Raw genomic sequence first — 16,611 nt, 5'->3', positions numbered from 1 at the left:
CTACCTCTCTCTCCGTTGAAAGCGGACGCAGGCCCATGAGGTCGTCATGGGAGAGGAAGGGACGGACCGGCGCGTCCTTACTTGATGCCGGTCGTCGAGACGCCGTCGAGGATCCACCGCTGGAAGACCGCGAAGAACGCGACGACCGGGATCAGGGAGACGACGGACATGGACAGGAGCTGACCCCAGGAGGACGACGTCGTCGCGTCGATGAACGAGGCGAGTGCGACGGGCACCGTGAAGAGGCCCTGGTTGGACCCCAGGTAGAGGAGCTGGGAGAAGAAGTCGCTCCACGTCCACAGGAAGGTGAAGATCGCCGTGGTGACCAGCGCCGGGACCATCAGCGGCACGATGATCCGGGAGAAGGTCCGGAACGGGCCGCACCCGTCGATGCTCGCCGCGTCGTCGAGCTCCCGCGGCAAGGACCGCATGAACTGCACCATGAGGTACACGAAGAAGGCGTCGACGGCGAGCAGCTTCGGCACGATCAGCGGCAGGAACGTCCCGACCCAGCCGAGCTGGTTGAAGACGATGTACTGCGGCAGGATCGTCACGTGCAGCGGCAGCATGATCGTCATCAGCATCAACGGGAACCACAGCCAGCGCAGCGGGAGCTCCATCCGCGCGAACGCATAGGCGGTCACGAGGCACGAGGCACAGTTCGCCACGACGGAGACCACGCACACCACGAGCGAGTTCCACAGGAACACCCCGAACGGCATCCCCAGGCCGGTCCAGCCCTCGGTGTAGTTGTCCAGCGTGACCTCTGACGGGACCAGGCTGAGGTTGTTGAAGATCTCCGCCTCGGGCTTGAGCGAGGACGAGAGCATCCACAGCACCGGGTAGGCCATCAGCAGCGCGCCCGCGATGAGCGCGACGTGCGAGACGATCACCCGCGGCCGGGGAGCCCGGCGGATCGTCGACGACCCGCGGGTCGATGTCAGTGCGGTCATGTGTCCTCCCCCGCGTAGAACACCCAGCGTCGGGACGTGGCGAAGATCCCGGCGGTGAGCAGTGCGATGCCGATCAGCAGCACCCAGGCCATGGCCGCGGCGTATCCCATGTGCAGCGACCCCCAGCCCTGCTGGTACAGGTACAGGGTGTAGAAGAGGGTGCCGTCGAGCGGCCCCCCGGTCCCGCCGGAGATCACGTACGCCGGCGCGAACGCCTGGAACGACCCGATCACCTGCAGCACGAGGTTGAAGAGCACGATGGGGCTCAGCAGCGGCCAGGTGATCTTCCAGAACTGCATCCAGCGGGATGCGCCGTCGACGCGCGCCGCCTCGTACAGCTCGAGCGGCACCTGCCGCAGGCCCGCCAGGAAGATGATCATCGGTGCGCCGAACTCCCACACGGCCAGGAAGATCAGTGTCCAGATGCTTGCCGACGGGTCGCTCAACCACGACGGCGGATCGCTCATCCCGAGCCCGCGCAGGACGGTGTTCACCACGCCGTCCTCCGTGAACAGCTGCCGCCACACGATCGCCATCGCGACGCTCGCGCCGATCAGCGACGGCAGGTAGTAGATCGCCCGGTACGTGTTCGCGCTGCGGATGCCGCGGTTGAGCACCACCGCGACGAAGAGCGCGAACGCCAGCTTGAGCGGCACGGAGATCAGCACGAACGTGAGGGTGACCTTCACGGACTGCAGGTACCGCGGGTCGCTGAACAGGTCGCGATAGTTCTCCCACCCCACCCACGTCGGGTCGCTCAGCACGTCGTACTCGGTGAACGACAGGTAGAGCGAGATCGCCATCGGCAGGAGCGTCATGCCGAAGAAGCCGATCAGCCACGGCGACAGGAAGACGTACGACAGCCAGCGCTCCTTGCGCCGCCGCGGCCGCCGCACCACCGGCACGGGCGCACGAACCGGCTTCTTCGGCTGGACGGCGATACTCACGCGGACACTGCCTCGTTCGCCTCGTCGAAGAACGCCGCGGCGGCCGCCTGGGGTGCGGTGTCCCCGAGCGTCACGGACTGCGCTGCGCGGATGAAGGCGCCGTCCACGTCGTTGGCCGTCGAGGGCTCCTGCACACTCTTGTCGCGGGTGAGCGGCAGGAGCTGGTCGTAGAAGTCGAGCTGCGCGACGTCGTGCTCCGGCAGGCCCATGTCCTTCAGCTCGGCGCGAGCCGCGGCGGCGACGGGCACGCCGCGCTGCACGCCGAGCGTCTCGAGCGAGGCGGTGTCCGTGAGGAGGAAGGTGATGAGGTTCGCCGTCTCCTGGGCGACCTCGCTGTTCGCCGCGATCGAGGCGAGCACGGAGGCGTGCGCCCAGTCCCCGGCCTGCCCGTCGCCCTGGGGGACCCGGGCGAGGGCGACAGTGTCGTCCATCAGTGTCTGAAACTGGCCGATGAGGTTGGTCCAGTTGAGGGCGAACACGGCCTTGCCCGTCGCCAGCGGCGCCGCGGCGTTCGTGCCCACCTGCTTGGCCTCCGCGACGACCTCCGGCGGCACGAGGATGCCGGCGGTGCGCAGGTCGGCCCAGTACCGGAACCAGTCGGCGACGTCCTGTTCGGTGAACGCGAGCTTGCCGTCGTCGGTCCAGGCCTCGTCGTGGCGCTGGCGGACCCACACCTCGAACGTGCCGAACAGGCTGCTGCCGTCGTCGACGGCGTACATCCCGGACGGGAGCTTCTTCGCGAGCTTCCCGGTGAAGGTGGCGAACGAGTCCCACGTGAGGTCGTCGGGCACCATCCCGCCGCCGGAGTCGGTCACGGCGGTCTGGTTGTACAGCATCGCCTGGATGTTGCCGCCGAGCGACAGGCCCACGAGGGTCCCGTCGACGGTGCCCTGGGCGAGCTGGCCCTGGTCGAACCCCTCGAGGTCGGCATCGGAGACCAGGCTCGACAGGTCCGCCAGCTGGCCGTTGCGGGCGTAGCTCGCGATGTTCAGGGTGTTCATCTCGACGAGGTCGGGCAGCGACTTGCTCGCGACCAGCGTCGTCAGGCGCTCCCAGTAGTGGGGGAACGACTGGAACTGGCTCGTCACGGTGACACCCTGGTTGGCCTCCTCGAAGGCCGTGAGCGCGGCCTTCGTCCGCTCCATGATGTCGCCGGCGCCCCACCACATCGTCTCTACCGTGGCGCCCCCGGCGGCCCCGCCCGTGGCCCCGCCCGAGCAGCCCGCGAGGGCGGCCAGGGCGACCGTGGCGAAGCTTCCGCCCAGGAACTCACGTCTTCCGATCGCAGTCATCGTCGACTCCTTTTCTCCGCTGTGGCGCGGAGCTCTCGGTGGTTGGTGAGCCGCGCTTCAGTGCGCGGCGGTGGTCGTGCGTGTCGGGGCTGCGCCGGCCGCGGGGAGCACGACGGTCTCCCCGGTCTCGGCCGACCGGTAGGCGGCGTCGACGACCCGCAGCGCGGCGAGGCCGTCGGCGCCGGTGGCGCTCTGGTGCTCGTCGAGCCGGACGTCGTCGACGAAGCGCTGGTGGTGGAAGAGCCCCTTGGGCTCGTCCGGGACCTCGAGGTACTGCCAGGCTCCGGGCTCGGGCGCCTCGGGGTCCGAGAGGGCCAGGGCGAGCAGGCTCGGCGCGTGGTCCGCGCGGACGGAGATCGCCCCGTGCGTGCCGTACAGCTCGGTACGCCACGGCGGCACCCCGCCCTGGGACGTCCACTGCACCTCGTGGCTGACGACGACGCCGGACTCGGTCGTGTAGTTCATCGCCGCGACCAGGTCGACGGGCCAGCCGCGAGGGCCGGTCGCGGGCCGGTCACCGCCCGCCCCGAACCCGTCCATCCGGCACTGGACCGCCAGGATGCGCTCACCGAGCAGGTGCTCGATCATGGCGACGCCGTGCGGCCCGATGTCCCAGGTCGCCCCGCCGAGGCGGACGGCGCCGGCGACCTTGTTGCGGGTCGCGTTGCGCTGCCGGTACCCGACCACGTCGCCGATCCGGCCCTGGGTGAGCAGCTCCCGCGCCAGGCGGGTCTCGGGGAAATAGTTGTGCATGAAGCTGGGGACGAACCGCACCCCGCGCCGCTCGGCGAGGGTGACGAGCTCCTCGGCGTCCGCGACGCTCCCCGCCAGGGGCTTCTGGGTGAAGACGTGCGTCCCGGCGTCGATCGCGTCCGCGATGATCTGCTTCTTCGGGTGGTAGGTGGTGAGGACCACCACGGCGTCGACGTCGGGCGACGCGAGCAAGGACTCGTGGCTGCGGTGCACCCGGGGGACGTCGAACTCCGCGGCGACGCCGCGCGCGGCGTCCTCGTCGACGTCGGCCACCGCGACCAGTCGCGCGCCCGTGGCCCGGGCCAGCGCGGGCAGGTGGTAGTTGCGCGCGATCTTGCCGGCGCCGACGACGCCGATCCCGACCGTGTCCGTTCCCGTGTCCCGGCCCATCTGCTACGCCCCCTCGATCGCGGGCGACCGCTCGGCGGTGGCCGCCGGCCACACGTCGCCGCGGATGCGGAGGTTCCGGAACGCGACCGGCCCGTGGTCGCCCTGCAGCCGCACCGGGCCGAGCGCCACGTCGTCGGGGTCGATGGCGCCGCCGGTCGGCGCGACGCAGACGACGTCCTGGTGGACCAGCTCGCCGTTGTAACGGATGCTCTCGAACACCGCGTCTGCGACCTTCGCGCCCGACTCGTCGAAGCGCGGGGCGCGGAAGACGATGTCGAAGGACTGCCACTCACCGGGGTCCTTCGAGGCCCGCAGGAGCGGCGCCTTGCCGTCGAACGGCTCGCCCTCGGAGTCGCGCCGGGCGTAGATGCCGCCGCTCGCCCGGTAGGTGACCTCCTCGTCGGTGCGGTCGTCGCGGATCTGCACCTCGTACTGACCCTGGACGTACACGCCCGAGTTCGACCCCTCGGAGACGAGGAACTCGACGTGCAGCTCGCAGTCGCCGTGGACGACCGGGGTGCACAGGTCGGCGGTGTTGCCCGCGGGGCCGTTGACGATGACGTCGCCGTCTCCCTCCGTGTACACGAGCCGGCTCGCGTCGTCGGGATCGAGCCCGACGTTCGAGACGGTCACCCACTCGTGGCCGACATCGGCAGTGCGCTGCTCCCGATGCCACGACGAGGTGCCCGTCCCGGACGGGCCGCTGAACAGTTCAGACCACTCTGCAAGGTTGCTCACGGCCGGAACGTTACCGTTAACGTTCTGAGTCGCGCAAGAGGTCCGCTCATGTCGGTCCGGCGGGTGCGGTCAGGCCCCGCGGGCCAGGAGCCGCGGGTGGATGGTGACCGTCGTGACCTGGGCGTCCCGGTCCCCCGCGTCGAGCCCCTGCAGCAGCAGCTGGGACGCCTGCTCGGCGATCGCGTGCGGGTCCTGGCTGATCGCGCTCACCGGCGGGGTGAGCAGGTCCGCCGTGTCGAAGTCGTCGAAGCTCACCACCTCGACGTGCCGCCCGCTGTCGCGGATCGCCCGGAGGGTGCCGACGGTGAGGAGGTAGTTGGTGCACAGGATCCCTGTCGGCGCCCCCGGCGCGTCGAGGAGCGAACGGCCCGCGCGGTAGCCGCCCTCGGTGGTGATCTCGGTCGTCACGACCTGGACCTCGGCGGGTGCCAGGTCGCCCATCGCCTCGCGCGCACCGGCCACCCGTTCGGACGCCTGATAGGTGGCCTCGCTGCCGACGACGGCGATCCGGCGGTGCCCGCGCCGCGCCAGCAGCCCGAGCGCGTCGACGGCCCCGGCGCGGTTGTCGACGAGGACGGACGGCGCGCGGACGTTCCGCGGCGGGCTCCCGAGGAAGACGATCGACTTGCCCCGGTCCAGCTCGGGCTGGAGGTAGGCGTGGTCGTCGTCCTCGGAGAACAGCAGGAGACCCTCGAAGCCCATGGCCAGGAACCCGCGCGCCAGGGAGCGTTCCCGCTCCGCGTTCCGGCCGGAGCTCGCCATCACCGTGGTCAGGCCGGCCGAGGCGATCCGCTCGTCGATCTCCGCCGCGAGGGACGAGAAGAGCGGCGGGTCCGCGCGGGGGATGATCATGCCGACGGAACCGAGGAGCCGGCCCTGGCGGAACCCCACGGCGAGGGCGCTGGGACGGAACCCGAGCTCCTCGACGGCCTCCTCGATCCGCTTCCGCGTCTGCTTGCCCACCCCCGGACGCCCGTTGAGGACTCTCGAGACCGACATCGCGCTGACGTTCGCCGCCCGCGCGACATCGTTGATGGTGACGCGATCACGAGCCACTGGTGGCTGCCCCTATGTCGTTGCGTGAGTACTCGGCCGACGGTCCGCGGGGCTGAGGCGGAGGGGATCGCCGAGTCGGCCGACGTCGCTCGCGGGCCCTCGGCGTCCGCACCTCTGCCCAGCGATCAGGCTGCCCGTTCGCCCCGTGCGCGTCAACCGGACACGCACGAACCGGCTCGGGCGCGCACGGCGGACGACCGTCAGCAGGCGTCACGGACGTACCCGGGCTCCCCCGCGGCGACGAGGCCCCGGTCCCGCAGGACCGTGAGAGGCGCCCGGTCGTCACGGGCGCAGACGTCGTCGAACGTCGTGCCGGCCTCGGCCAGGGCGTCCGGGTACTCCACCTGCAGCACGTGGTCGCCGTAGACGTCCGTGTACGCGGCGCACTCGTCCCACACGGCGCACTCTTCGGTGACGGCGAGGTCGAACCCGAGGTCGTCGTGGGCGGTCCGGGTGATCTCCGCGGCGTTCTTCTGAGCGGCCGCCAGCCCGGCGTCGTGGGCCAGGTCGACGTAGGCGCGCGCGAGCGCGTGCGCCCCGTCCTCGGCGATCCGGTCGAACCGCGTCCACGTGTCGAGGTTGTCGATCTCCACAGCGTCGAAGCCGGCGTCCGCGCACCCCGACACGACGGGCCCGAGCACCTCCAGGATCCCCGCGCGCTGCTCGGGCGTCGACGGGTCGAGCACGTACTCGTCCGGCCAGTCCGGGTCGACGACGAGCTCACCGCCGGCGTCGTGCAGCAGCAGGTCCTCGCGCTCCCCCGTCCACAGGTCCGCGTCGCCCGGCTGCGTCTGGAACCCGTTGACGTAGCAGACGGAGTACGCGCCCGGGAGCGGGTCGGCCGTCGCGTCGCGCACGACGACGTCGATCGGCGTCGCCGCGCCGCCGGCGTCCAGCACGTCGTACGCGCCGCCGAGCTGGTAGTCGAGGACCCCGCTCGTCGGTGGCAGGGCGACGTCGGTGGCCGCGATCTCACCCTGGTTCGAGGGAGCCGAAGGATCTGCGACACCCTCGGCGGCGGGCCCGGTGCACGAGCTCGCGAGGAGGAGGGCGAGGCCGGCCGCCGCCGTCATGATCAGGCGTCTCACGGACGAACTTTGTCACGAGACCGGCGGGCGCGCAGGTCAGAGCACCCGCAGCCCCGCAGCATCCGCACGACCACGTAACCGCCGCACGTCCGCACACGCCAACGGCACCTGAGACTCGTCCGCGAGCACCACCCAGTGCCGCCGCGCCGCGAACATCCGCGGCTGACCACTGATCAACGCCGCACCGTCCAGACCGACCGGCACACCCGACCCGGGACGCAGCACCGGCCGCTCCCCCAGATCGAGCACCGCGCGCCCCGGATCGACCGTCACCGGCCCCTGCGCCGGCACGTCGTCCACCAGCACCCGCACCGCGACCTCACGGCCGCTCGCCCGCACACGCCCGGCCAGCAGCCGCACCACGAAGCTGCCGTAGACCACCAGGATCGGCACCACCACGATCCCGACGCCGATCACCACACCGTCGACCCGCACACCGCCCGACGTCACCCGCGCCAGCAGGACGATCAGGCCACCACCGGCCACGGGAAGCATCGCCAGGTTCAACCGACGCCACCACGGGCGAGGCTCCGCAGCATCATCGACACCTCGAAGAACACGCCAGCCTGTCCACCGAGCCACGTCGTCTCGCTCGAGTCCCCCCGCAGCAAGCGTGCTCCCGAACCGCCACCACGCACGGACCGTCGCCGTAGCTCCGACGACGACCAGCGGGATCGCAGGCATGAGAACGGCCATACGGTCCGGCAGGTCGTCCTGATCGACCGCAACCGCACAGAGCAGGACGCCGACACCCAGCACGACGGGGTAGAGAGCGAAACGCAGGAAGTCGAGAAACCCGCTGACGCCGTCGACCGCGACGAATCCGTGCGTCTGCACGAGTGCCGTCTCGTACCTTGATCGGTAGATGCTCTGCCGTTCCGGATCCACGCCGGACGGCGACGGCGTTCCCCGGTCTGGGAGCACGAGCACCGCCGGTCTCCGGAGGGCTCTCGACCACGCGTGCCTCAAGCGCCGCACGTGCGTCCAGTCTCGCCGATACCAGAACCACCACGACAGCGTGCCCAGCAGGACGACGGCGCCGACGACGATCCCTGCCACATCCGCTCGCTCGCCGCTTCGTCCGCCCCCGAGAAGGACGCTCGCGGGTTCGGACATCAGGGAGAGCCCCACAACGGCACCGGCGAGCATCATGAGACCGGCGAACATGCGCCGCACACTGCTGTCCCGTCGTTCCGCGATTCCGAGGTTCACCGCAGCCAGGTCGTGCCAGTCACCGAAAGTCGCGGGCAATGGAACGTCATCGGGCATCGGCGGAAGGGGCCTTCTTCTTGCACGTTTCATCGCTCACCCTCCGCTGGTGTCTCTCGGTCGGCCGGAACGATGGTGGCCGGCCCAGCGATCCGCGCCAGCAGCATGCCCAACCCGTCCCGCTGCGTAGGGTCGCGCGACAGTCCGCCGAGCACGAGGCTCGGACCGCCCTCCGGAGGCATGGCCACCACCAAGGCCAGGCCCACCGTGCTGGTCACGGGCGGCTGATCGTCCACGCCGGGTTGCTGCAGCATCAGTTCATGGTTCACCGTCATCCCGATCGCGGGTCCGATTCCGGTATGAAAGAGCTCGGTGTACGCCTCGTCTACGGCAACCCCCAACTTGGCAGCGACAACCCGGCGGAGAGCCTCCATCGGCGACAGAGCTCCTTCGAATGCCGAGATGTCCGTGACGAATCCGGTGACCGTCCAGAAGACCTCCGAACCGATCGCGGACTGCCCCGAATACTCGCGCCCCTGGTAGACGAGACCGTGGACAAGAAGGCCGTTGTCCCTCGAGAACCTGTGCCACGCCTCGAGGCCAGAGCGCAGAAGCCTTTGCTCGTGCTTTGTCACCTCGATACCGACGTCTTCGAGGGCAGACGTGACCACGCCGACGGCTTCGGACGGCGAGGTCGTCCCCGCGAGATCGATCCAGTCGTCGGGAATCTGGGTACGCAGCCGCCAGCGTGCCGGGTTGTCCGCGTTGGTCGGCGCCGACGAGATCACAGGGCTCCCCTCTTCTGTGCCTGAGTCCGGGTCAGCGCGTTCGGGCTCCCCTCGACGTCCCACGCCATGTTGAAGACACCGATCGGATTGGTGACGAACCACGTGGCCTGGTCGAAGGTCACGTCGAGGGCACGCCATCCCAGCTCCGCGGTCGTCTCGATCGCCGTCCCACGAGCGGCCATGGAGAAGAAGCCCGGGAACGCCGCCGTCGCAGTTCGCCCGGCCTCGGACAACGGGTTCATGAACTGGCCGAACGTCGGCGCGACACGACCCGCAGCCGTGGCCGAGGCAGATACCGCTCGGAACGTCGCGAACACCGCGCCCGCACCCAAGGCGGTGCCGATCGCTCCAGCGATGACGCCTGGTGTGAAACCTGCGGACCAACTGCCGCCCTCGCCTGCAGCGGCAAGAAAGCCCGACAGGGTGCTGGCCACGCCGAGCCCGACGCTCAGACCCGCGAGGAACGGCGACCACGGCCCTGGAATCAATGACGCGAATCCGAAGACCATGCTCCCGAGCGACAGCCAGTTGGACAGTTCGTTGAGGAACCCGGCATTCTCGGCCGCCCACTCGAGAAGCAGGTCGCCGACTTCGGCGAAGAGGTCGCCCACATCCTCGAGCTCGTCGCCGACCCAGTCCACGGCCCGCTCGAAGAGCGACGGGTCGTCCGGCGCCATCGCGGCGGCGGTCTCGAAGGCGCCCAGGAGCGCGCGGGAAGCGGCACCGTACTCCTCGACGAGCAGGCGGATCTGGTCCCAGACGCCGTTGACGACGCCCTGGGCGTCGTCCATCGACTCCTGCGCGACGAGCCGGGCGCGCTCGCCCTCCTGGTAGTCGTCCCAGGCGTGCGCCGGGGCGTCGTCCTGCGGCCGGGGCGCCTCGGGCATGCCGTAGTAGTTCGACTCCGCGGCGCCGAGGGCTTCCTTGGCCTCGCCGAGCTCGCGGTTGAGCGCGTCGGCGCGGTCGCGGAAGGTCCGGAGGTCGCCGGCCCAGGTCTCGAGCGCGTCCGCCGCCCGGCGGAAGGCGTCCTCGGCCTCGATCACCTTCGGCTCGAACCCGTCGTGCAGCATCGAGCGGAACGCGATGGCGGTCTCGCCCACCCACTCGCCCTCGTCCACGCTGCCGAGCAGGAAACGCACGCGCTCGAGGGTCTCGTGCCCGCTCGTCAGACCCGCGGCGAGCCCGCCGGTGACCTCGTGGTTCCCGGGCGCGGGGTCGTAGCCGATGTGCTCGTAGTGGACCACCGTCACTCCTCCCGGAGGGCAGCGGCGAGGTCGGCGTCGATCTGGGCGAACCCGTCACGGATCTTCTGCAGCTGCTCCCGGGCGTTGCCGGTCGCCTCGCACATCTCGTCGATGCTGCGGTCCCACCGGTCACGGAAGTGGGAGACGACGTCCACGAGCCCCGGCTCGCCGACGGCGGACGGGTCGGCCGACCTGATCGCGTCGAGCGGCTCGTACAGGCGCTCCTTCATCCGGTCCAGGTCGTTCTCGACCCGCGACAGGAGCTCGTCGTTCATGACGATGTCGCCGGACATGCGCTGTTTTCTCCCCGGGAAGCTCGACGACGGACCGGCCCCAGGGTGCCACAGGCGACTCACCGGATCTCGGGACCGTCCACAGGGGCCGCTGTCGCGCCCTCGCAGGTGGCGCCGGAATTCCCTGGCCCGGTATCCGGGGCCTCCGTACGGTCGGGGCATGCTCCTGCACGACGACGAGGTCCAGGTCACCGCGGACGACGTCCGCCGCCTGGTGGCGGCGCAGCACCCCCGCTGGGCGGGGCTCCCGGTGACGCCCGTGGCGGAGTCCGGCACCGACCACCGGCTGTTCCGGCTCGGCGACGATCTCGTGGCCCGCATGCCGAAGGTCGCGTGGTCCGCGGAGCACGCCCTCGCCGACGCGCTCTGGCTGCCCCGGCTCGCGCCGCACCTGCCGCTCGACGTGCCGGCACCGCTGGCCGTCGGCGAGCCGGACGAGCGCTACCCGTTCCACTGGTCCGTGGTGCCCTGGGTCCCTGGGACGGCCGCCGCCGACCCCCTGGACCCGGACGCCGCGCCGAACCTCGACCCGGCACGGGCCGCCGCGGGCCTCGGCGCGTTCGTCGCCGCGCTGCGCGCCGTCGACCCGGCCGGCGGTCCGGTCGCGGACGGCACGGCCCGCGGAGTGCCGCTCGCCCGCCTGGACGACGACGTGCGCCGCGCGACGGCGGAGTCCGGCGACCGCGTGGACGGCGCCGCCGTCCTCAAGGCCTGGGACCGCGCGCTGGAGGCGGCTGCCGACCCCGTGCCGGGCACGTGGCTGCACGGCGACCTCATGCCCGGCAACCTCATCGCGGACGCGGGCCGGCTCACCGCCGTCATCGACTGGGGCGCGCTCGGCGTCGGGGACCCGGCCGCCGACCTGCCGCCCGCGTGGTGGCTGTTCGACGGCCGGGACCGCGACGCCTTCCGTGAGGCCGCGGGCGCCGGTCCGGGCGGCGCGCTGGACGACGGCGCGTGGGAGCGCGGGCGCGGGTGGACGCTCGTGCAGGGGATCGTCGCGCTCCCCTACTACTGGGACCGCTGGCCCGCGTTCGCCCGGGCGTCGCAGCGCCGGGTCGCGGCCGCCGTCGCCGGCCCCTGAGAGCTGGGCCGGCGACGGTCGACGGTCTCAGCCGATCTCGGACGCCGCCCGGTCCTCCGCCTCGGCCAGCGCGTCGGCGACCGAGGCCGACTCCGACATGATCGCCGTGTGGGCGTCGCCGAGGATGTTCTGGAGCGGCGCCGTGGCCGGGTCGACCGGGTTCTCCGGGCGGGTGTCGTGGGTGGCGAACGCGAACCGCGACAGGTCGTCCGTCGGCACGCCGTCGAGGGCGAAGTAGGCGTCGACGACGCCGTCGCTCAGCAGGGCCGGGGTGATGCCGATCTCGGCGAGCGCCTCGGCGCCGCCCTCCCCGGCCGCGAAGGCGAGGAACTCCTTGGCGGCCGCCACCTTGCTCTCGTCGATGGCCGGGTTGATGCCCAGGCCGGTGGGGTCGCCGAAGGTGACCGGGGTGGCGTCCGTGCCCGTCGTGGAGGCGTCGGCCTGCGGAATCGGCGCCATGCCCCAGGCGAAGTCGTCCGCGTCGCCGGAGTCCTGCTGCGCCACGAGCGTCGCCACGTACCAGGAGCCCATGGGCATCATCGCGGCCTTCTGGGTGCCGAACTGGGCCTGGTACGTCAGGGAGTTCGTCGTCATGGTGCCGAAGTCCACCTGCGCGCCGGCGTCCTGCAGCGCGAGGGCGCGGTCGTAGTAGGGCTCGAGGTAGCCGAAGTCGCCGCTGGTCAGGTCGGCGCCCTCGGTCTGCGCGAGCGCGAAGCCCTGCAGGGTCGACTGCCAGCTGTGCTGGTAGGTGCCCTCCGCGTCGCCGCCCAGGCCGGCCGTCAGCTCCTCGGCGGCCTCGGCGTAGTCGTCCCAGGTCCACGAGCCGTCCGGCGCGTCGACGCCCGCCTTCTCGAAGAGGTCCTTGTTGTAGTAGAGCACCCAGGAGTCCTGGCGGTACGGGACCGCGTAGGTCGCGCCGTCGACCTCGTAGGCGTCGACACCACCCGTTGCCGGGTCCAGGTCCCCGGCGACGTCGGAGACGTCCATGAGCTGCCCGCCCGAGGAGTAGGTGAAGAAGTTCTTGAGGTTCTTCTGCACGTAGAGGTCCGGCGCGGAGCCCGCCGCGAGGTCGGCGGTCATCTGGGTGTCGTAGTCGTCGGCGCTGTACTCCTGCAGCTCGACGGTGACGTCGGGGTTCTCCTCGTGGAACGCGTCCGCGAGCGTCTGGAACTCCGGCGTGGTGTCGAGGCTCCAGCCGGCAAGGGACAGGGTGACGGGCCCGTCGGCCTCGGCGGGCGCCTCGTCGCCGCCGCCGCACGCCGTCAGGGTCAGGGCGACCGCGACGGACGTGCCGATCGCGGCCGGGATCGTGCGCTTCATCCGGGCTCTCCTTCGAGTGGGGGTGCTCCTCAACGAACAGGAACGCATTCAAACGGTCGATTTCTCGCGCCGTCAAGAGTGTTGCTGTACCGTGATGATCGTTTTAGATCGTTTACAGCCTGTTCCGCGAGCTCTCGGCGAGGAGAGATGGATACCGACGCCCCGTTCACCGGCCCGCTGGCCGCCGCCCTCGAACCTGCGCTCCCGGCCGGGCGGGAGGCACGCACGGCCGCGCTCGCCGACCTGCTGCGCTCCCCCGGATCCGCGCTGCCCGTCCCGCCCACCGACGCGGGCACGCTCTGGGGCCCGGGCGGCGACCTCGCCGCCGACCCCGCCGCCCGGCCCGTCCTCGACGCGCTCGTCGGGGCCGCCACCGCCGACCTGGGCACGCCCTGGCCGCACCCGCTCGCCAGCACCGCCGCGGCCCTGCACCGCGACGGTGACCGCACCGCGCACGAGGACCTCGTGTTCTCCCGCCAGCACCGCCTGACCCGCGCCGCCGTCGCCGCCGCGGTCACGGGAGAGGAGCGCCTCGTCGACGAGGTCGCCGACGGCGTGTGGCAGCTCTGCGAGCAGAGCACCTGGTGCTGGCCGGCCCACGACGACGCCCGCGCCACCCGCGGCTGGGTACTGCCGTCGGTGACGGACCCGTACCTCGACCTCGGCGCGGGCGAGGCGGTCGGCCAGCTCGCGTGGCTCGACCACCTGCTCGGCACCCGGCTCGACGAGCGCTGGCCGGGCCTGCGCGCCCGGATCCGGCACGAGGCGCGCCTGCGGGTCGTCGAGCCGTTCCTGCGCCGCCGGGACTGGCACTGGCTCGGCCTCGACGGCCACGTGCACAACTGGAGCCCGTGGATCCACGGGAACGTGCTCGTCGCCGCGCTGCGCCTGCTCGACGGCGACGACGAGGCCGCCACCCGCGCCCGCGTCGTCGCGCTCGCCGTCGAGGGCCTCGACCGGTACGTGGCGGCGCTGCCCACCGACGGCGCGATCGACGAGGGCGTCGCCTACTGGTGGAACGGCGCCTGCCGGGCCCTGGAGGCGCTCGACGTCCTCGCGCACGCCACCGGCGGCGCGCTCGACGCGCTCGACCCTCGGGTCGCCCCGCCCGCGCTCACCGCCACGGTGGCGTTCCCGCACCGCATGCACCTGGGCGGCGACTGGTACGTCAACCTCGCCGACGCCCAGGCGCGGCTCGCCCGCCCGCACCCGTGGCGCGCCCTGCACCGGGCGGCCGTCCGGCTCGGCGACGCCGACGCCGCCGCGTACGCCGCGAGCCGCGTCGGGCCCGGCGGCCCCCTCGCGCACGCCGAGGACGGGCTCGGCAGGACGCTGCGCGCGCTCGCCGACGACGCGTGGCGCCGGGACGCGACGGGCCCCGCCGACCCGCCGCTGCCGGGCCGGACCTGGCTCGCCTCCACGCAGGTGCTCGTGGCCCGCGAGCGCCCCGGCACGAGCGCCGGGCTCGCGCTGGCCGTCAAGGGCGGCCACAACGGCGAGGCGCACAACCACGACGACGTCGGCTCCGTCGTGGTCGCCTCCGACGGCGTCCCCACCGTGGTCGACGCGGGCCGGCCCACCTACACCGCGCGGACGTTCGGCCCCGACCGGTACGACATCTGGTGCATGCAGTCGTCGTGGCACTCCGTGCCCGAGGTCGCCGGCACCCCGCAGGGCGCGGGCCGCGGGTTCGGCGCCCGCGACGTCGTCCCGACGCTCCCCGCCGGCGAGGAGCAGGCTGCCGGGCTGGCCCTGGACCTCGCCGGCGCCTACCCCGTAGCCGGTCTGCGCCGGTGGCGCCGCGACGCGCGCCTCGCCCCCGGCGTCGAGGGCGGCGCCGGCTGGGTCGTCGTCACCGACGAGTGGGACTGGGCCGACGACGGCCCCGGAGGCGGGCGGGCCCCGACGACCGTGCGCTGGCTGCTCGCCGGCACCGTCGAGCTCGGCCCCGGGCACGCTCGCGTCCGCCCGCTCGACGGCGCGACCCCGCTGCTGCTGTCCTGGCCGTCCGGCGTCCGCGCCACCCTCGTCGACCGCGAGCTCGACGACCCGATGCACACCGAGGTGTGGGGCTCCCGCCTCACGCGTCTCGACCTCGACGTCACCGGCCTCCGCGCCGTCCGGCTCGAGGTCACGCCCGACCCGGACGGCACCCCGCCGGGTGCCACCCGTCCCGCCACGCAGGAGGCTGACACGCCATGACGAGCGAACCCCAGCGGTCGCCGCTGCCCGCCGAGCGCCGCGCCCACCTGCTCGCCGCGCTCGAGCGGGACGGCGTCGTGCGCGTCGCCGACCTCACCGCCGACCTCGGGGTGACGCCGGTGACCGTGCGGCGCGACATCACCCAGCTCGAGCACGAGGGCCTGCTCACCCGCGTGCACGGCGGCGCCGTCCCGGCCGGGGAGGGCGCCGGCGGATCGGCCGTGCCCGCGTCGGCACCGGGCGACCCCGACGAGGTCATCGCGTCGGTCGGCGTGCTCGTGCCCTCCCTGGACTACTACTGGCCCGGCGTGGTGCGGGGGATGCAGGCCGAGGCGCGGCGCCACGGCCTGCGGATCGTGCTGCGCGGCTCCTCGTACACGGCCGACGACGAGCGCCCGGCGCTGCAGCGGTTCCTGGAGACCGACCGGGTGAGCGGCCTGATCCTGGCGCCCCGCACGGACGGCACCCGCGCGCAGGACGTCACCGCCTGGCTGGAGCGCTCGGGGGTCCCGCACGTGCTCGTGGAGCGGGAGGCGGCGCTCGCGCCGTACCGGGACGTCCTGGAGTCCGTCGTCTCGGACCACGCCCTCGGCGCGCTCATGGCCGTGCACCACCTCGCGGGCCTGGGGCACCGCCGGGTCGGGCTCGTCCTCTCCCGCGACTCGCCCACCTCGCGCAAGGTCGCCGCAGGGTGGCGGGCGGCCTGCGCCGAGCTCGGCCTGTCCTCCGAGGAGCACTTCGAGCGCTTCGCCCCGGACCGCCACACCCCCGAGTTCCCCACGGTGGTCGACGAGGTCATCGGCACGGCCCGCTCGTCGGGCACCACCGGCCTGCTGGTGCACTCCGACCCCGAGGCGTCCGCGATCGTGCAGCGCGCCATCGACCGGGGCCTGAGCGTGCCCGGCGACCTGTCCGTGGTGTCGTACGACGACGAGGTCGCCGGGCTGCTCAGCCCCGCGCTGACCGCGGTGCGCCCCCCGCGCGACGCGGTCGGGCACGCCGCCGTCGACCTGCTCGCCAAGCGGCTCGCGGACCCCGGCCGGCCCGTGCACCGCATGGCGATCAGCCCGCAGCTCGTCGTGCGCGAGTCCACCGGGCCGGTGCGCGCGTCGTAGGGCACGGGGTCAGGCCGAGCTCGCGCACGCCATGAGTTCGCAGGCGTCCGCGTGCTCTTGCGTCCCGAGAGGCGCGCTCTGGACCAGTAGACATCTGCGAAATCGACCAGTAGACCGCCGCTTTTTGGTATGATAGATG

The 16,611-nt window shown here is 72.4% G+C and carries 15 protein-coding genes; 3 read left to right on the top strand and 12 right to left on the bottom strand.

Annotation, left to right across the window (positions count from 1 at the left end; translation table 11 throughout):
* Positions 1-77: 77 nt before the first annotated feature.
* From EYB28_RS02195 to EYB28_RS02145, 11 genes are all read right to left on the bottom strand, one after another.
* Positions 78-953, bottom strand: coding sequence for a carbohydrate ABC transporter permease (locus tag EYB28_RS02195; protein ID WP_166844470.1), 876 nt, complete (start codon positions 951-953; stop codon positions 78-80).
* Positions 950-1,900, bottom strand: coding sequence for a carbohydrate ABC transporter permease (locus tag EYB28_RS02190; protein ID WP_240930351.1), 951 nt, complete (start codon positions 1,898-1,900; stop codon positions 950-952). The genes EYB28_RS02195 and EYB28_RS02190 overlap by 4 nt, the downstream gene beginning before the upstream one ends.
* Complete coding sequence (locus EYB28_RS02185) at positions 1,897-3,192, bottom strand: ABC transporter substrate-binding protein (RefSeq protein WP_166844469.1); 1,296 nt, start codon at positions 3,190-3,192, stop codon at positions 1,897-1,899. Before EYB28_RS02185 ends, EYB28_RS02190 begins: the two co-directional genes overlap by 4 nt.
* 57 nt (positions 3,193-3,249) lie before the next feature.
* On the bottom strand, positions 3,250-4,335 hold the full coding sequence (locus EYB28_RS02180) for a Gfo/Idh/MocA family protein (protein WP_166844468.1): 1,086 nt from the start codon (positions 4,333-4,335) through the stop codon (positions 3,250-3,252).
* A gap of 3 nt (positions 4,336-4,338) precedes the next feature.
* Entirely contained in the window at positions 4,339-5,073 is a 735-nt protein-coding gene (locus tag EYB28_RS02175; protein ID WP_166844466.1) for a DUF1080 domain-containing protein, read from the bottom strand.
* Positions 5,074-5,142: 69 nt separating this feature from the next.
* Entirely contained in the window at positions 5,143-6,129 is a 987-nt protein-coding gene (locus EYB28_RS02170; RefSeq protein WP_255461441.1) for a LacI family DNA-binding transcriptional regulator, read from the bottom strand.
* Positions 6,130-6,329: 200 nt separating this feature from the next.
* The gene (locus EYB28_RS02165) at positions 6,330-7,217 is read right to left on the bottom strand and encodes an endo alpha-1,4 polygalactosaminidase (protein WP_240930350.1); all 888 of its coding nucleotides are present in this window, start codon (positions 7,215-7,217) and stop codon (positions 6,330-6,332) included.
* A gap of 36 nt (positions 7,218-7,253) precedes the next feature.
* Positions 7,254-8,486 carry a hypothetical protein gene (locus EYB28_RS02160; protein ID WP_166844465.1) on the bottom strand — a complete coding sequence of 411 codons (1,233 nt, stop codon included), beginning with the start codon at positions 8,484-8,486 and terminating at the stop codon, positions 7,254-7,256.
* 29 nt (positions 8,487-8,515) lie between these two features.
* Positions 8,516-9,214: a hypothetical protein gene (locus EYB28_RS02155; RefSeq protein WP_166844463.1), complete on the bottom strand. Its 699-nt coding sequence runs from the start codon at positions 9,212-9,214 to the stop codon at positions 8,516-8,518.
* Positions 9,211-10,458: a putative T7SS-secreted protein gene (locus tag EYB28_RS02150; protein WP_166844462.1), complete on the bottom strand. Its 1,248-nt coding sequence runs from the start codon at positions 10,456-10,458 to the stop codon at positions 9,211-9,213. The genes EYB28_RS02155 and EYB28_RS02150 overlap by 4 nt, the downstream gene beginning before the upstream one ends.
* Positions 10,459-10,460: 2 nt before the next feature.
* The gene (locus EYB28_RS02145; RefSeq protein WP_166844460.1) at positions 10,461-10,751 is read right to left on the bottom strand and encodes a hypothetical protein; all 291 of its coding nucleotides are present in this window, start codon (positions 10,749-10,751) and stop codon (positions 10,461-10,463) included.
* A 160-nt stretch (positions 10,752-10,911) separates the two neighbouring features.
* Here EYB28_RS02145 and EYB28_RS02140 point away from each other — a divergent pair, with 160 nt between their 5' ends.
* Positions 10,912-11,835, top strand: a complete 924-nt coding sequence (locus EYB28_RS02140; RefSeq protein ID WP_166844459.1) for an aminoglycoside phosphotransferase family protein — start codon at positions 10,912-10,914, stop codon at positions 11,833-11,835.
* Positions 11,836-11,862: 27 nt separating this feature from the next.
* Here EYB28_RS02140 and EYB28_RS02135 read toward each other — a convergent pair whose 3' ends face one another.
* A complete protein-coding gene (locus EYB28_RS02135; protein WP_166844458.1) occupies positions 11,863-13,155 on the bottom strand; it encodes an ABC transporter substrate-binding protein in 1,293 nt (430 codons plus the stop codon).
* A 147-nt stretch (positions 13,156-13,302) separates the two neighbouring features.
* Here EYB28_RS02135 and EYB28_RS02130 point away from each other — a divergent pair, with 147 nt between their 5' ends.
* Positions 13,303-15,357 (top strand): heparinase II/III family protein, encoded by a 2,055-nt coding sequence (locus EYB28_RS02130; RefSeq protein ID WP_166844456.1) that lies wholly within the window; start codon positions 13,303-13,305, stop codon positions 15,355-15,357.
* Positions 15,354-16,472: a substrate-binding domain-containing protein gene (locus EYB28_RS02125; protein WP_166844454.1), complete on the top strand. Its 1,119-nt coding sequence runs from the start codon at positions 15,354-15,356 to the stop codon at positions 16,470-16,472. The genes EYB28_RS02130 and EYB28_RS02125 overlap by 4 nt, the downstream gene beginning before the upstream one ends.
* Positions 16,473-16,611: the final 139 nt, after the last annotated feature.

This window comes from Isoptericola sp. BMS4 (assembly GCF_011634835.1).
In the GTDB taxonomy this organism is placed as follows: Bacteria; Actinomycetota; Actinomycetes; order Actinomycetales; family Cellulomonadaceae; genus Isoptericola.
The sequence above is the reverse complement of the archived record's forward strand: the minus strand, read 5'-3'. Positions and strand labels throughout refer to the sequence as shown.

Excerpts from the sequence above, each read along its gene's own strand:
- EYB28_RS02125 (WP_166844454.1), top strand. The coding sequence starts at position 15,354 with ATGACGAGCGAACCCCAGCGGTCGCCGCTGCCCGCCGAGCGCCGCGCC.
- EYB28_RS02185 (WP_166844469.1), bottom strand. The coding sequence starts at position 3,192 with ATGACTGCGATCGGAAGACGTGAGTTCCTGGGCGGAAGCTTCGCCACG.
- EYB28_RS02195 (WP_166844470.1), bottom strand. The coding sequence starts at position 953 with ATGACCGCACTGACATCGACCCGCGGGTCGTCGACGATCCGCCGGGCT.
- EYB28_RS02135 (WP_166844458.1), bottom strand. The coding sequence starts at position 13,155 with ATGAAGCGCACGATCCCGGCCGCGATCGGCACGTCCGTCGCGGTCGCC.
- EYB28_RS02145 (WP_166844460.1), bottom strand. The coding sequence starts at position 10,751 with ATGTCCGGCGACATCGTCATGAACGACGAGCTCCTGTCGCGGGTCGAG.
- EYB28_RS02130 (WP_166844456.1), top strand. The coding sequence starts at position 13,303 with ATGGATACCGACGCCCCGTTCACCGGCCCGCTGGCCGCCGCCCTCGAA.
- EYB28_RS02160 (WP_166844465.1), bottom strand. The coding sequence starts at position 8,486 with ATGCCCGATGACGTTCCATTGCCCGCGACTTTCGGTGACTGGCACGAC.
- EYB28_RS02180 (WP_166844468.1), bottom strand. The coding sequence starts at position 4,335 with ATGGGCCGGGACACGGGAACGGACACGGTCGGGATCGGCGTCGTCGGC.
- EYB28_RS02140 (WP_166844459.1), top strand. The coding sequence starts at position 10,912 with ATGCTCCTGCACGACGACGAGGTCCAGGTCACCGCGGACGACGTCCGC.